At 42.9% G+C, this 15221-nt stretch carries 17 protein-coding genes; 6 read left to right on the top strand and 11 right to left on the bottom strand.

What is annotated here, in order from left to right; genetic code table 11:
• Window positions 1-26 precede the first annotated feature (26 nt).
• The 8 genes from PBF_RS00525 to PBF_RS00485 all read right to left on the bottom strand — a co-directional run bounded on the left by PBF_RS00525 (window position 27) and on the right by PBF_RS00485 (window position 7683).
• Entirely contained in the window at window positions 27-1091 is a 1065-nt protein-coding gene (locus tag PBF_RS00525) for a flavin-containing monooxygenase (protein ID WP_035325644.1), read from the bottom strand.
• A gap of 139 nt (window positions 1092-1230) precedes the next feature.
• Window positions 1231-1758 (bottom strand): CueP family metal-binding protein, encoded by a 528-nt coding sequence (locus PBF_RS26345; RefSeq protein ID WP_200869994.1) that lies wholly within the window; start codon window positions 1756-1758, stop codon window positions 1231-1233.
• A gap of 144 nt (window positions 1759-1902) precedes the next feature.
• Window positions 1903-2601: an ABC transporter ATP-binding protein gene (locus tag PBF_RS00510; protein ID WP_035325634.1), complete on the bottom strand. Its 699-nt coding sequence runs from the start codon at window positions 2599-2601 to the stop codon at window positions 1903-1905.
• A complete protein-coding gene (locus PBF_RS00505; protein WP_035325630.1) occupies window positions 2598-4244 on the bottom strand; it encodes an ABC transporter permease in 1647 nt (548 codons plus the stop codon). The genes PBF_RS00510 and PBF_RS00505 overlap by 4 nt, the downstream gene beginning before the upstream one ends.
• 2 nt (window positions 4245-4246) lie before the next feature.
• Window positions 4247-5326 carry a Fe(3+) ABC transporter substrate-binding protein gene (locus PBF_RS00500; RefSeq protein WP_035325628.1) on the bottom strand — a complete coding sequence of 360 codons (1080 nt, stop codon included), beginning with the start codon at window positions 5324-5326 and terminating at the stop codon, window positions 4247-4249.
• A 227-nt stretch (window positions 5327-5553) separates the two neighbouring features.
• Entirely contained in the window at window positions 5554-6687 is a 1134-nt protein-coding gene (locus PBF_RS00495) for an MBL fold metallo-hydrolase (protein WP_035325624.1), read from the bottom strand.
• 21 nt (window positions 6688-6708) lie between these two features.
• Window positions 6709-7098, bottom strand: coding sequence for a DsrE/DsrF/DrsH-like family protein (locus tag PBF_RS00490; protein ID WP_035325620.1), 390 nt, complete (start codon window positions 7096-7098; stop codon window positions 6709-6711).
• A gap of 12 nt (window positions 7099-7110) precedes the next feature.
• Window positions 7111-7683, bottom strand: coding sequence for a sulfurtransferase TusA family protein (locus PBF_RS00485; RefSeq protein ID WP_035326579.1), 573 nt, complete (start codon window positions 7681-7683; stop codon window positions 7111-7113).
• Window positions 7684-7889: 206 nt separating this feature from the next.
• On the opposite strand from PBF_RS00485, the gene PBF_RS00480 reads away from it, so the two are divergent.
• The 6 genes from PBF_RS00480 to PBF_RS00455 all read left to right on the top strand — a co-directional run bounded on the left by PBF_RS00480 (window position 7890) and on the right by PBF_RS00455 (window position 12077).
• Complete coding sequence (locus PBF_RS00480) at window positions 7890-8603, top strand: cytochrome c biogenesis CcdA family protein (protein WP_035325616.1); 714 nt, start codon at window positions 7890-7892, stop codon at window positions 8601-8603.
• 27 nt (window positions 8604-8630) lie between these two features.
• Window positions 8631-9329: a response regulator transcription factor gene (locus PBF_RS00475; RefSeq protein WP_152539654.1), complete on the top strand. Its 699-nt coding sequence runs from the start codon at window positions 8631-8633 to the stop codon at window positions 9327-9329.
• Window positions 9316-10389, top strand: coding sequence for a HAMP domain-containing sensor histidine kinase (locus PBF_RS00470; RefSeq protein WP_035325611.1), 1074 nt, complete (start codon window positions 9316-9318; stop codon window positions 10387-10389). The genes PBF_RS00475 and PBF_RS00470 overlap by 14 nt, the downstream gene beginning before the upstream one ends.
• Before the next feature lie 64 nt (window positions 10390-10453).
• The gene (locus PBF_RS00465) at window positions 10454-10849 is read left to right on the top strand and encodes an OsmC family protein (protein WP_035325609.1); all 396 of its coding nucleotides are present in this window, start codon (window positions 10454-10456) and stop codon (window positions 10847-10849) included.
• Window positions 10846-11469, top strand: a complete 624-nt coding sequence (locus PBF_RS00460; RefSeq protein WP_051488771.1) for a hypothetical protein — start codon at window positions 10846-10848, stop codon at window positions 11467-11469. The genes PBF_RS00465 and PBF_RS00460 overlap by 4 nt, the downstream gene beginning before the upstream one ends.
• Window positions 11470-11483: 14 nt before the next feature.
• Window positions 11484-12077, top strand: coding sequence for a TlpA disulfide reductase family protein (locus tag PBF_RS00455; RefSeq protein WP_051488770.1), 594 nt, complete (start codon window positions 11484-11486; stop codon window positions 12075-12077).
• Between the two features lie 237 nt (window positions 12078-12314).
• Here PBF_RS00455 and PBF_RS00450 read toward each other — a convergent pair whose 3' ends face one another.
• The 3 genes from PBF_RS00450 to PBF_RS00440 all read right to left on the bottom strand — a co-directional run bounded on the left by PBF_RS00450 (window position 12315) and on the right by PBF_RS00440 (window position 15204).
• Complete coding sequence (locus tag PBF_RS00450) at window positions 12315-13421, bottom strand: beta-propeller fold lactonase family protein (RefSeq protein WP_035325607.1); 1107 nt, start codon at window positions 13419-13421, stop codon at window positions 12315-12317.
• A gap of 240 nt (window positions 13422-13661) precedes the next feature.
• Window positions 13662-14462 carry a peptidoglycan-binding protein gene (locus PBF_RS00445; RefSeq protein WP_035325605.1) on the bottom strand — a complete coding sequence of 267 codons (801 nt, stop codon included), beginning with the start codon at window positions 14460-14462 and terminating at the stop codon, window positions 13662-13664.
• A 196-nt stretch (window positions 14463-14658) separates the two neighbouring features.
• The gene (locus PBF_RS00440) at window positions 14659-15204 is read right to left on the bottom strand and encodes a hypothetical protein (protein WP_035325603.1); all 546 of its coding nucleotides are present in this window, start codon (window positions 15202-15204) and stop codon (window positions 14659-14661) included.
• Window positions 15205-15221: the final 17 nt, after the last annotated feature.

Raw genomic sequence — 15221 nt, 5'->3', positions numbered from 1 at the left:
ATATCTGAGCTTTTTGGTTTTTTGAGTTACTTCCTTAACTGTTGGAACTTGCCAGAAAGAACTATGGAAGCCAAATACTCTGCATCCCTTCCCACTCCACAAATCAAAGCGGATCCTCTCTGATATTGCCAAGGTAAACCAATAAAATAAAGCCCCTTAATTTCAGTAATTCCCCTTTTATGTATCGGTTTTCCTTCAGCAGAGACCACACCCTCTATATGAATCCATTCGTATGAAGGAACAAAACCAGTAGACCAGATAATACTTTCGAAATTCCTCTGAATACCATCTCCAAAGAGTACTTCTGTACCACTGACCTGTAAAACTTTTGGCTTTACATCAACCTTTTTATTCTGAATGAGTGTTTTCAGCTCTTTTCCAAAAATCGGGTCCTTCTGTTTCTGAAACCAGCTGCCTTTAATCGTATCTGTCCCCGCAAACAGCAGGCCGAGTTTTTCCAGCCAATAAAAAATGCTTTTCCCCAGAATTGTTAAGGGCAAAAATTTCATGCGATGGCGGGCAGCTATTGTGACTTTCCGATCTTTGGCTAACTCCACAGCAAGCTGCGCACCCGAATTGCCGCCGCCCACAATCAATACCTCACCACCTGGTACTTCTTCCGGTGAACGATATTCTGAAGAGTGGAGCTGGAATGCATCTGTTCCATCTTTAATAAGAGGAGGTATATAAGGCTTTTGAAAGGCACCAGCTGCGATGATAACTTGTTGAGCTTTAACGATACCGCTGTTAGTCTCTATAATAAACGGACCATCTGGCAGCTTATTTAACTGAATGACGTTCGTATTCAGCATGACGGGAAGATCAAAATGCTTCACATAGTCATTCAGATAATCTGCCATGTCGTCCTTCGCCGGAAAACCCTCTGATGGACCTCTCATTTGCAGTCCGGGCAGACTGCTGTATTGGCGCGTAGTAAATAAAACAAGGGAATTGTATCTTTGTCTCCAGGAATCCCCCACGTGGCCGTTTTTTTCTATTATCACAAAGGATAGCTTCTCTTTTTTCAAAAAATATCCCATCGCTAACCCGGCTTGACCACCGCCAATAATGACAGCTTCATACTTTTTCATGGCCATCGCTCCCCGCGTAACATTCAAATATATATTTGAATATTATTATACATAATAACCAGAAAAAGGAATACAACTTCTAAAAAAAGAGCCGCCCAATGGCAGCCCGATAGCAGGTATTCGCCTGCAGCAGATCCTTTTATGTTAATTGCATCGTGGTAATGCAAGTAGCGTCATCCTCAAAAGTAGAAATCTCGGATTCTGATGCTTTTCCATCATGCTTAATCTTTATTTGATAGGTTTTGTCTCTTGGAAGCCATAAATCGAAAAACCCATTAGCCTGAGTTTTGATCGTATCATCCAAAATCACATTGCCTTCCGAATCCTCAATATAAACATCAAACTCTTTTTCAGCCAGTTCACCTTGACAACCTGTCAAGCTATGATTCGTTCAAGGATGGGTTTCATTAGCATAAGGGGCAATCGATACGAAAAATTCTTCTTCCGGCAGATCATAGGATAATTCTTCTCCGTCCGATTCTTTAACGATCAGCTGCTCTGAAGTAATGGAGGCAGATCCAGTCTTTATGTTTCCAACGCTGTAATCCTTCACTAATGCTTTGATGTCTTCAGTCTCAGAAGCAGCATCATCCTTGGAATCTGCTTGTCCACAGCCAGCTAATGCCATAGAAATCAGTGAAGCAGCAAGAACCAATTTGATCTTCATCATTTTCACATCCTTATTCTGTCTTCATCTCTTACTATATCAAAGTACTATAGCAAATAAATATGAACAAATTATGAAAGCTTCTAAAATAGAGTATCTGACAGAATATCAAAAAGGCTCGCTTCTATAGCAAGCCTTAAAGAGCTACCTCACAAAGGTAAGTTTACTTTCCTTTCCAGGAGTTTCACATGCTGTTCCTTCCGCTTTCCCAAATACATTGCTTCTGCCGCAGATGGCTTCCACATCTTCTTTATCATGCGTCACCATGATACAGGTCATGTTTGCCTTTTTCAGTATCATCAGAAGCTCATCCCTGATCGATCCTTTTAAGTTCGCATCCAAATTGCTGAATGGCTCATCCATCAGCAGCAGCTTCGGCTTGGGTGCCAGAGCCCTTGCCAGAGCAATCCGCTGCTGCTGGCCGCCGCTTAGCTCATGCGGATATCTTTTCTCATAATCTGTCATCTGAACAAGCTCAAGCATCTCCCTGACACGCGGATATCTTTCTTTCCGCGGCAGGCGCGACAAACCGAATAAAAGATTATCCTTTACTGACATATGAGGGAAAAGGGCATAATCCTGGAATACCATGCCCACCCCGCGGTCTTCCGGCTGTACAAACGTCTTCTCTCCGGCTGCTTCTGTGCCTGCGATTTCAATTCTTCCCGACCTCGGAATTTCAAGACCTGAAATCAATCTGAGCAGCGTGCTTTTACCGCTTCCGCTCTGTCCGAGTATGCCCACGATTTCACCCTCGTCCACTTTAAAAGAAAAATTCTCAATTACAGGAACACGGGCTTTTGGAAATGAAAAAGTCAGGTTTTGAATGGTAAGGATGTTCATTTCTTCACCTTCTTATCAATCATTTGGAACACCGCAACAGATAAAACACTTATGAGGATAATCATGAGAGAAGGGATGGCTGCTTCATGTATCATCTCATCTTTTGCGTATTGATAGGTCTTCGTGGCAAGGGTATCAAAGTTAAACGGCCTGAGCAGCAAAGCCAAAGGCAGTTCCTTAATAATCTCTACAAATGTTAAAATAAACCCGCTGAATAAGGCGCCTTTGATCAGCGGCAAGTCCACCTTGAAAAAGGTTTTGGTGACGCCGAATCCCAGCATCCTGGATGCTTCTGTATATTTAGGCCCGATTTTCTCAAAGCCGATTTCAACAGCATTATAGCCTGTTGCCATAAAACGGATGGTATAGCCAATCACCAGCATGCCCAGAGATAAACTTAAGATAAGGGGAGCTTTCCCCCATCCCATATAAGCATAAAATGGCGCAAGCAAAGAATCAAGTTCTATAAATAACGCAAGGATTCCAATTGCGATGATCGCCCCGGGAATCGAGTAGCCGGCTGTTGCGAGCTTGGATAAAATATAGGCCCCGTTCGAATGTGACCTCGTTACATTGGCAATAATCACAGCAAATAAAAGGATCAGCAACGTGGATATCATCCCAACAAAAACAGTCTGCTTTAATAGCGTAAAGAACGTATCGTTCCATACCTTTGCGAAAGTCAGCCTGGTCCATGCCAGCAGCTGTACCACCGGTATAAAAAAGCCGAGAAGAAAGATCGCTGAACAATAGCTGAACACCGCTGCTGCCTGAAGCCCCTTTATCTTTTTACGGACCAGGGGTCTTGATTTGCTGCTGATATTATAGCGTCTCCCCTGCCTGAGCAATTTTTCTATAAAAAATAATCCAACGATAACGACCATCAGCCATGCCGCCAGCCTCATGGCTGAATCTGCATCATACATGCCAAACCATGTCTGGAAGATGGCCGTTGTAATCGTATGGATGCCAAAATAGCTTGTTACCCCATAATCACTTAAGACTTCATAAATGACAAGCACAGCGCCGGCCACGATTGCCGGCCTGGAGAGCGGCAGGACAATTCTTACAAAAATTGAAAAAGGCTTTCTTCCCAGCAGCCTTGCATTTTCAAGGAAAGAAGAGCTCTGATTTTCAAGAAACGCTCTGCAGATAATGTACACATACGGAAAAAGAAAGATCGTAAATATAAATACGGCCCCTCTCAGTGAGGAGATTGACAGCCATTCCGGATTGATCTGATAATCGAACTTGTTCCTTAAAGTAACCTGTACGACCCCTGTGTAGCTTAACATCGTCCGATATGTGTAAGCAGCGATATAGGGAGGAATGGCCAGCGGGAGAATAAGCCCCCAGCTAAAAAAGCGTCTCAGCGGGAAATCGTATGCGGCAACGAGCCAGGCCAGGCTCACCCCTAATATGGCTGTAAATAGCCCTGTCAGCACAACGAGAATAATCGAATTGGCAGCATAATTCTTTAATAGATATTCCCTAATCTGAAACCAGTTTTCATTCGGTTCCTGGAAAATAGAAAAAAAGATAAACAAGATGGGCAGCAAAATTATTGCCGCCCCAATCAAGCTTACCAGCCACCATCCGTTAAAATCTTTTCGAAAAAAATGTTTAACAGATTCCGTATTCATTATTATTTCCAGCCTGTTTTATTGAAGATCTCAATGGCTTTTTGGTTATGCTTCCCTAAAGTATCAAAGTCAAGCTCCTGCATTTTAAATTCGCCCCATGACTTCAGGATTTCAGGCTTTTCCGCGTCAGGGTTAACCGGGAACTCATAGTTGTTCGCTGATAGATATTCCTGTGCTTCTTTTCCAGTCATGTATTCGATTAGTTTCGTTGCATTTTCAGGGTTTTTGCTGTGCTTCGTTAAACCAATTCCACTGATATTCACGTGTGTGCCGTTTGTTTCCTGGTTAGGGAAGAATACACCCAGACCTTCTGCCACTTTCACTTCTTCAGGGTCTGATGAATTGGCAAGCAATCCCACATAGTACGTATTCATAATCCCTACATCACCAGTGCCGGCTGCAATAGCCTTCGCCTGATCGCGGTCACCGCCATCCGGCTGGCGCGCGAAGTTTTTCACAATGCCTTCTGACCATTCTTCGGCCGCTTTTTCACCATTCAACTCAATGAAAGAAGCAAGCAAAGACTGGTTGTAAAGGCTTGTTGAAGATCGCGCAAGCACTTTGCCCTTCCACTTATCACTTGTTAGATCTTCATAAGTTGATAATTGATCAGGTGAAACTCTATCCTTCGAATACACGATGACACGTGCTCTGGTCGCCATTCCAACCCACTTGTTTTCTTTATCGCGCAGGTTCTCAGGGACATTTTCACTGATCACATCGGATTCAACTGTCTGAAGAATATCATTATCTTTTGCGTGCGCAAGGACACCGCCATCTACTGTAATAAATAAATCCGCTTCCGTGCTTTCGCCTTCACGCTTTAGGCGCTCAATCAGCTCCTCCGCTTCCCCTTTAACGACATTGACCTTAATGCCGGTTTCTTCTGTGAAGTCTTTGTAGACTTGCTCATCTGCTTCATAATGTCTGGCAGTATACACATTGACCACCTGCTCTTCCTTTTTGGAAGCGGTGTCTTTTTCTTTTTCTCCCTCAGATGCGCCTTCTCCTCCGCACCCGGCAAGAGCCAGAGTTAAAGCTGTTGTTGCAATAAAAGGCTTTAGTAATTTTGATAAGTTCATGTTATCTTTCCACCTTTATATATGTATTTGAAAATGATAATTATTATCACTTAGTTAATTCTATATATTAATATTCATTTCGTCAACATTCTTTTGCTATGAAAATAATAAATTTGTCAAATGAAATGTTTTTATTCAGATTAAGCATATAAATCTATGTAAAAAACAACAAGATCCTGATGTGCATCAGAATCTTGTTGCTAAGGACCTCCCGGAACCTCTATTTTCTACCTGATCGCACATCGGTTCGGACCAACTTCCATTTCACGCTGTGCTTCTTCCTCTGGTGAGATTTTGCCCATATTCATTTCCCGGATTTGCTGATAGGAATTCGGCTGCGGCGGAAGATTTTCCGTAACGGTTCTGCGGAACTCCTCCTCGCTGTCGATCTTTAAGCCGTGATTCTGCTGGTACAGCACCCCAAGCTTTTCCGAAATGCTTCCATCCTCATTCATTTCATCTGAAATCATAAAATGGGCTGGGAGCACAAGCAGGTCATCGGTCAGCTCTTTATATCTTTTATACAGGGTTGTCCGCAGGTCCTTTACCCAATCTCCAGCTTTTCCAGCCAGATCGGGGCGGCCAATCGAATCAATGAACAGAATATCGCCCGTGAGCAAATATTGGCCATCGACCACAAATGAAGTACTGCCGATGGTATGGCCCGGCGAATATACTGCCTTTATAACTGTATCTCCTACCTGATACTCATCGCCGTCATGAATGCGATTGTACTCGAATTGGACCTCTTCCGCATCCTTTGGCGGCAGGTAATAACCGGCTCCAAACTTTTCAGCAAGCTTTCTTCCGCCTGAAACATGGTCTGCATGCAAATGGGTGTCAAGGACATGGGTAATGGTCACCTCTTTTTGCCTGATAAAATCCTCATACGGACCTGACATCCGGTTCGCATCAATCAATGCTCCTTTCCCATTGGACTCAATCAGATATGATAAACAGCCCTTTCCAATCCGGACAAATTGATAAATGGAACCGCCATTTTTCAAATCCCCAACCTTAATGGGCTCCAGATGTTCACTCCATGCTTTCATTCCGCCCTCAATGGAATATACATTTGGAAAGCCTGCTTCCGCTACCTGTCCGGCAACAAATTCCGATGAGCCTCCCTTGGCGCATACGACAAAAATTTCCTGACCCTGAGGCAGCTGATCCCGGATGGACTCAACTCCCTCAAGTAAATCAAAATACGGTGTGTTAATGATATGGACGTTTTTCCCTTCAATCTTCCAATCGTCAAAGTCATCCGTATTTCGCACATCCAAAATGAATGTTTCTTCATGGTCCAGAATTTTTCTGGTTAATTCCTTTACGGTGATTGTCTTAACATGATTCTCAGCCATTTTTTTCACCTCTTTGCGGGATTAAAAAGTAAGTGTTACATCGGCATCCTTGGCAAAGGTTAAAAACGTCACGGCTCCGCCAACGTCAATGCCCTCCACAAATTGCTCCTTTTCAAGGCTCATTACGTCCATGGTCATCTGGCAGGCAATCATTTTTACGCCCATTTCACTCGCCATGTTTACCAGTTCATCCACTGGCGGAACATTGGCTTTTTTAAATCCTTCCTGATAATGCTCGCCTCCCGGAGGAAGGGGAAGATTCTTATGTCCCTCTTTATGGATTAAATTTAACCCTTCAAAAGTGAAAAAGATTCCTACTTCTGCATCTGTTGCTGCAGCTGCTGTCGCAATGTTAAACACTTTATAAGCATCAAACATGCTGCCGTTGGCTGCAATAATGGCTACCTTCATTCTTTTACCTCCTTAATGGTTCTGATTTAATTTGCCCTTCCATTCTTTCATGCCAGGAACTACATTTTTGACATTTGCATATCCTTTTTCAGTCAGTTTTTGGGCAGCCAGATCACTGCGGTTGCCTGTCCGGCATATAATGTGCACTTCTTCATTTTTATCCAATTCCTCAAATCGGTCTTCAAGCTCCCCTAAAGGGATGTTGACGGCACCTGGGATATGGCCAAAGGCAAATTCTGCAGGCTCCCTTACATCAAGGATGGTAATATTCTCATTACCTTCCATTCTTTCCTGGAGATCGCCAAGGTTTGTTACATGAGGGTGTTTGGTCTCCGCTTTTTCTTCCTCCGCAGTTGCTTTGCGCAGATAATGTTTTAAGGTATCACCGTCTTCTACTGTTCCCAAGTAATGGTTGCCGGTGCTCTTGGCCCATGCTTTAATATCGGCTGTAGACCCTTTATCCGTCGCCTGGACCTCCATTACCTGCCCTGGCTCAAGTGCGGTCATCTCCTTTTTGGTTTTAACAATTGGCATCGGACAGGAAAGTCCTTTAGCATCCAACATTTTATTCACATTCATGTTCATCCCTCCCTTCCCTATTAGTATCTTTTTGATCCTGCTTTCAATGCCCGGCGGGTCCTTCCAAATTTTTGACAACAGACTTTCTATACCTCTATCCGTATAAAAACAAACTAAACCTTTTTCTTCAATTTACTCTTGGGCTTCAAATCCATTTCTTAATAAAGCCTTAACAATAGCCCATCAAAATGAAGGATAAAGGAGTGACTTACATGAATGATGTTGGAATGTTTTTTGCCCTCGCGGCCGGAATGCTGTCTTTCTTTTCTCCCTGCGTGTTTCCACTGCTTCCGGCGTATGTGACCCATCTGACTGGAGGACGAATCGAGAACGCTAAAATGCAGGTGGACCGGAAGAAGCTTTATTTGCGTTCGTTTGGATTTATAATTGGGTTTAGCATGATTTTTATAGCTCTTGGGGCATCCGCCAGCTTTGTAGGGAAAATTTTAATGAATTATCGGATGATCATTATGCAGGCTGCCGGTTTGTTAATTATTATTTTCGGACTGCAGATGGCCGGCTTGCTTAAATTCAAATTTTTAATGAAAGAAAAGCGATTCCATACAGAAAAGAAATCAAAGGGCATGTTTGGCTCAGTTTTACTTGGAATGGCCTTTGCAAGCGGCTGGTCGCCTTGTGTTGGACTTGCGCTTTCATCCATACTATTACTGGCGGGCTCTTCCGATACTCTAAGCCAGGGTATCTTCTTATTAATGGCTTATTCTCTTGGAATGGCCATTCCATTTTTCATTATTTCAGTGATCATTTCTTATTCATTAAAAACCATGCGCAAAATTAATAAGTACTTATCCAGGCTCGCATTTGTTAATGGCATGATTATGGTTGCACTGGGAATGCTCGTCTTAAGCGGGCAAATGCAAAAAATTAGTGCATGGCTTTCCGCGTATAGCCTATTTCAATTCTAAAGCGATAAATAATAAAGGATGATTATTTTGCCAGATCAGCACCTTATTGGAAAAACAGTATTGGTGGTAGAGGATGATGCCAAAATCCGCAACCTCGTGAATATCTACCTGCAAAAAGAAGGTTATGAAGTAATGGAAGCGGCGGATGGCCGTGAAGCCATGAAGAAAATTGATCTATTTGATCCCTGCATTTTAATTCTGGATCTGATGCTTCCTAAAGTCAGCGGTGAGGAAATTTGCCGCTGGGTGCGGGAAGATCTGAAAAGCATGATGCCAATCATTATGCTTACTGCCAAAGCATCTGAAAAAAACCGCATTCAGGGCTTCAAACTGGGTGCAGACGATTATGTCGTCAAACCTTTCAGCCCCGCTGAACTGATGGTGCGCATCGAAGCAGTCCTAAGAAGAACCTCAAGCAGGTGCGGGAAATTAAGCTTTACCGGATTTACTCTCAAACCGGCAAAAGGAGAAGCCCTCATTAATGGAGACCCTCTTGAGCTGACACAATTTGAATTTAAACTGCTGCATATGTTTATGCAGCACCCGGGTCAAGTTTTATCGAGAGAACAAATTCTAAATTGCATTTATGAACATAACCAGAAGGCAGTGTCTGAACGGACAATCGATGTGCATATCAAGCATCTCCGGGAAAAAATCAAGCAAAAAACACCAAAAGACTATATTCAGACGGTAAGGGGAATGGGGTATAAATTTGTGGGTCTATAAAAAATTTTCCAATCTGTTATCGCGCCTCGTTGCCCTGAATAGCCTGGTCATTTTTCTTGTGATCCTCCTGGCTGGTTTTTCAGTAAAGGATTACGCATGCTTCCTTGTCAACTCAGAAGATGTCACCGGACAGGATCTGGTTGTTACCTTGAACGGATTTCTCTGGAGGGTTAGTATTGCTGCATTTGCCATCGCCGGCTTATTCCACTATTTTACTGCCCGTAAATTGGTCCATCCCATTAAGAATCTGTCCCGGGCTGCCAAGGAAGTGATGGAAGGCAAGGCTCCTGAAGAACTGGCCGTGCCTTCTTCGGGAGAATTAAAGGAACTGACCGAAAACTTTAATGCCATGACGGCCTCCCTTGTATCTTTTCAGGAAAAACGGGAAGAAATGCTCCGTGATATCGCCCACGAGCTCCGCACTCCCTTAACCAATATCAATGGCTATCTTGAAGCCCTTCAATCCGGAGTCATCGAGGGTGATCCTGAATTATTCAGCTCACTGCTTGAGGAGTCCCGGCGGATCACCGGCATCGTGGAACTAATAACAGAGCTCAACACATGGAGCAGCGGCACATATTTCACAGAAAAACCATTCGAGCCTTTATCCATTGACACGATTTTAAAAGAATCACTTAGTGCCTTTCGGTTAAAACTGGACGAAACGTTTGATCTCCAGGAGGTCCGGATTGAGCCTTCAATGGTAATGGGAAATAAAGACGGCCTTAAACAGGTTTTTACTAATATTCTTCAAAATGCACTTGATTACAATGCAGGGACCGAACTGGCTATAAATGCCGCCCTCTCCGATCATTTCTATTCCATTACTATTTCCCACACAGGGCAGTACATTGATCCTCAAAAAAAAGACCTGATTTTTGAAAGGTTTTATCGACTTGAGGAATCAAGGAGTACAAAAGTAACCGGAGCTGGATTAGGATTAGCCATTTCCAAAAGTATTGTGGCAGCACATAAGGGGCGGATTTCTTTGCAGACAGATGGAATCCGCCATACTTTTAACATTAGCCTTCCGGCAGATAGGGCGGCTTCTAAAAATTAGCTGCTTTTCTTAATCAAATCTTAATAAAACCCTTTCATACTAATGACAGAAAAGGGGTGAAGAAATGAAATTTACAATAAATGATAAAAACATTACAGGTGAATTAGGCTACGGAAAGCTGCCTGTTTCTCCAAATGACAAGGCTGGCTATCGCCCAATGGAACTCTTTGTGTCATCCTTGGCTGGATGCAGCGGCACAGTTCTTTGGAATATCCTTCAAAAGAAGAGGCTGGGAGTTAAGAAGATTGAAGCGGAAGTTTCTGTCTCCAGAAATCCTGAAGAAGCCAATCGGATAAATACGCTTACCATTTTAGCTGAGGTTCATGCAGACCAAGCTCTTTCCAAAGTACAGGCCGCAAAAGTGGCAGAGCTCACTGTGAAAAATTGCGGAATGATCCAATCTGTGATCGGCTCTATCGACATAAGCTATGAGGTTACATTCACGGGTGATTCTGATTGAGTTATTTTAATATCGGGAGCCTGACGATTCCCGCTGTTTGGCTGGCTGTTCTGCTGTCCCTTTTTATGACATCACTTTTGTACAGATTCGTCTCGGGAAGAAAGCTTCAGGATTGGTACTGGAACAGCTTTTTTCTTTACTTTCTGGTGTGGAAGCTAAGCTATATTCTGTTTCACTTTAAGATGGCCATAGAGATGCCGCTGTCTATTGTTTATTTTAACGGAAGCTCAAAAGGGCATCTCCTTGCTCTTATATCGCTTTCCGTTTATCTGATTTATATTGCAGGAAAGACGCACCAGACAGTCTATCGCGATGCTTTTAAGGTATTTCCTCTTTTTTTCATTAGTTTTGAAAGCACCAAATATGCACTGGAAATAAACCTGATTGCTGCCACAGCAAGTATGCTTCTGCTGATCAGCTATGCTTCTTTTCTTAAAAAGAAAAACGAAAGCTTCTCAATCCAGGCATTCACCATCGTTTTCCTTTTCGAGCTGCTTATTATCAGTTTCTTTCAGCCGATCCTGTCCCTTGAGATACTGACATTCGGCTGGCTGGCATTTATCGTATACATCCTGTCTATCCGGGATCGCAGAAATCTTAGCTGCAAACTAACTACTTAAGGCGGTGTAAAAGGTTGAATAAAAATTTGTTATCGATAGCCATAATTCTATTGGCCCTGGCGATTGTATTCGTCAATCTATGGAAACCATCTGCGGATAAAGAAAGCATAAGCAATGCTGCTGTGGAAAACAAAGAGGAGTCGATCGAAACCGAGAATATACCTGGGTCAGACCTTACTCAGGTTGAGGAAGGAAAGCCTGCTCCAGATTTTGAACTAACTACTCTCGATGGCAAAACAATGAAACTATCAGATCTTCAAGGGAAGAAGGTCATCCTCAACTTCTGGGCAACCTGGTGTCCGCCCTGCAAGGCCGAAATGCCACATATGCAAAATTTCTACGAAAAGCATAAAGGAGATGGCATTGAAGTGGTAGCAGTCAATCTCACAAATATTGACAACGGCCGGAAAGATATCGAAAAATTCGTTAAGGATTACGGACTTACCTTTTCTATCCCCCTCGATGAAGATGGCATGATCGGCCCGCAATATCAAGCATTTACTATTCCAACAAGCTATATCCTCGATACAAAGGGCGTCATCACAAAGAAAATTGTCGGCCCGATGGATGAAGGCATAATGGAAAGCTTGACGAAGGACATTGAATAAGGTTAGGCAGACAAAAAGGTGTCTGCCGCTGCACTTTAATATCATCTCTCATCGCATAAATGAAGGTACATACGATGAAATATCTCAAAATTGACCAAAGGCACCTTCAAAGAAAATAAAATCAGGTGCCTGCCCCCTTAGTCTATTTATTGGGGCAAGCACTGAAAACGAATGGGTGTGTACCTTCCGAATCGAGATTCCTGTAATCCTCAAGCGGTTTTCTTCATTGATATCAATCTAATCTGTAATGCTTATTCCATTCGGCACTCCTTTTACTTCAATTGTATCAATGACCTTATTCTGTTCTTTATCGATGATACTGACCGTATTCTCAAACATATTCGTTACATATACCCTCTTGTTGTCCGGACTTGTTACCACGCCATGCGAGCCTTTTCCGGTTTCAATTTCAGCTATCGCTTTCTTTAAAGCAAGATCTATAACGGTAACACTGCTTGATGGAGCTTCTTCTGTTCCCTGGTTGGCTACATAGGCAAACTGATCTTTCTCATCGATATATACTTGTGCAGGACCAGTCCCCACTGGAATTTTTTCAACCCTATCAGTAGCCAGATCAACCACAGCGAGCGCATTTTCTCCATTTAATGAAGCGACAAGTGTTTTTCCATCAGAAGTAACACCCGTAGTGACAGGAGCTATTCCCACTTTGATCCGCTTTTCTTCCTTCATGGTTTCAAGATTAATAACACTGACTGTATCTTCACCCATGTTGGCAATGTAAGCTCTTTTGCTATCTGATGAAATCCTGAATCCATGCGGCCCTTTGCCTGTCTCAACTGTATCTGTCACATTGAAGCTATCCATATCAATGACAGATGCAGTATTGTCTTCGTTGTTTGTTACAACAGCGTACTTCCCATCCTCCGTAAAAACAATGTGGGCAGGATGATTGCCAACTTCGACCTTCTGAATCAGTTCATCGCTTTCAACACTGTAAAAAACTGCTTTTGCACTCACTTCTCCGTGGCCGCCATGGCCTCCCCCATGTCCTTCCATACCCGGCACAACCGTAGCCCCGATTAATTTTCCATCTGGTGAAACCTGCACATTGTGAGCGGAACCTTCTACCTCTATTGTCGTTACAATTGAATTGTCAGCTGCATCAATTTTTGAGATGCTGCCTTCTTCGTTAGCGGTGTAATAATATTGGACCTCCGTTTTTCCTTCAGCCTCTTCTTTATTGCCTTCCGTTTGCTGAACATCACCGGAAACAGATTTCGGTTCACTTTCTTTGTCATCAACAGCATTACTTCCCGAGCTGCATCCAGCCAGTATCACGCCTAACAATAAAAATACATTAAATATCACTTTAAACTTAATCATGGAATGTTCCTCCCCTTTTCGTATATATAGAGAGCATAATAACAGCAAGAATATACAAAAGTGATGAACTTCACTTAACCAAATAAACTTACAAAAAGTATAACAATCTATTGAAATCCATAAACTCTGCAAATTTAATAGGTATGATAAAGAATTTCCTCTTAACCAGGCCCATTGCTTAGAGTTTTCTAAAACAATAAAAGCTGGCCTGCACTAATATTAGTGCAGGCCAGCCCATACCTATTCGATCACTTCCACACGTACGCTTTTTCTCCCCCACTCAAGGGCATCGCCCTGGCTAGGAATGAACACATCGATTGAATTGCCATTGATGCCGCCGCCTATGTCTGCTGCTATTGCAGTTCCATAGCCTTCCACTTTAACGATGGAGCCAAGCGGAATGACACTGGGATCAACCGCAATCACTTTTGCATCAGGATATTTCTTTAAATCAAGTCCCATCCTGGTTACCCCTGAACAGCCATCACAACTCGCGGTATATGCTGTGCTTTCCACAGTCAATGTTTTACCTGCCGCTGTGCCGCGCTTCGCCTTTCGATCGAGCGCTGCTCTCGTCATTGGTCCGGCAATGCCGTCTGCCGTCAGTCCCTGCTGGTTTTGAAAGCTTTTGACGGCGCTCACTGTACCATTTCCATAAATACCATCTAAATTAGATTTGTAGTGACCTGTTTGCTTCAACTGATATTGAACTTGGATGACTTGCTTCCCAATGTCCCCGTATCTAAGCACTTTTAGTGCGTGGCTTGTCTGCGGCCCTGCAATTCCATCAACCTTCAGATTGCGCTTACGCTGAAAATCCTTAACTGCTTCCACTGTGATAGAACCATAGTATCCTGTCGATGTATGGTATGGGAATACCCCTTTTGTCATCAGGTAATCCTGCAATTCGGCGACATCTGACCCTGATGATCCATTGGCAAGTGTCCGATCCCCGAGCGCCGCTTCTGTAAACGAAGGAGCAGCCAGCATGAGAACCACAGCCACGAGGGCCATCAGCATGTTTCTAGATCTCTTTAACATTAAAAAATCCTCCCCAATCTCTTTTTACATAAAAGAATTCGGGAGGAAATGACATTATTCGTGTGTTGAAATCAGAATCACAACGTTCGTCCCTCAATCATCCATTATCTTGCAATAATGTGTTCTATTCTGTCTGAGTATTTATTACCCAACATCATGAGAAGAAGCTGAAGACCTTAATCTTCAGCAATTTGAGCTATTTCCATATATCCATGTACTTTTTCTTGTATTTTTTGTCCTCAACACTATCTATCAAATCTAAAGCTGTTTGTTTGATAGCCTCATCATTCAGATGATCATATAAATTTTTCATATTTTGAAGGATGTCATTACGGATTAACGTGTAATTTTTTTCATCTGTTCCATTATTAAAACGTTCAGCCATTACTTCCATGACCATTTCTTTTTGGGGTGTACCGGAAATCCCGACTTTCCATATAGATTGAAGGCTATGTCTGGCTGTAACAAACTTTTCATCTTTGGTTACCTCCCACAGCTTAGGGAAGTCCCTCATTATTCTCATCTCCGGGTCGCTTTTAGCCAGGTTAGCTAAGTATTGCACTGCACGGGAGCGTTGATGGTTATCCTTATGAGTTAAGTCCTCTAGTAGCTGATCCCATACTTCATATGCCCAATCAACTTCTTGGTCAGTAGCCTTTAAAATGTGCTGATATGCTTCATAACGCTCATCTTTATCGCCTGATTTTGATTTTTGAAATTCCAATTTCAGCTGACTATCCATTCTTCACCGCCCTAAAA

Source organism: Cytobacillus firmus DS1 (assembly GCF_000565285.1).
GTDB classification, from domain to species: Bacteria; Bacillota; Bacilli; order Bacillales; family Cytobacillaceae; genus Cytobacillus; species Cytobacillus firmus_A.
This window is presented reverse-complemented; position numbering and strand designations above follow the sequence as displayed.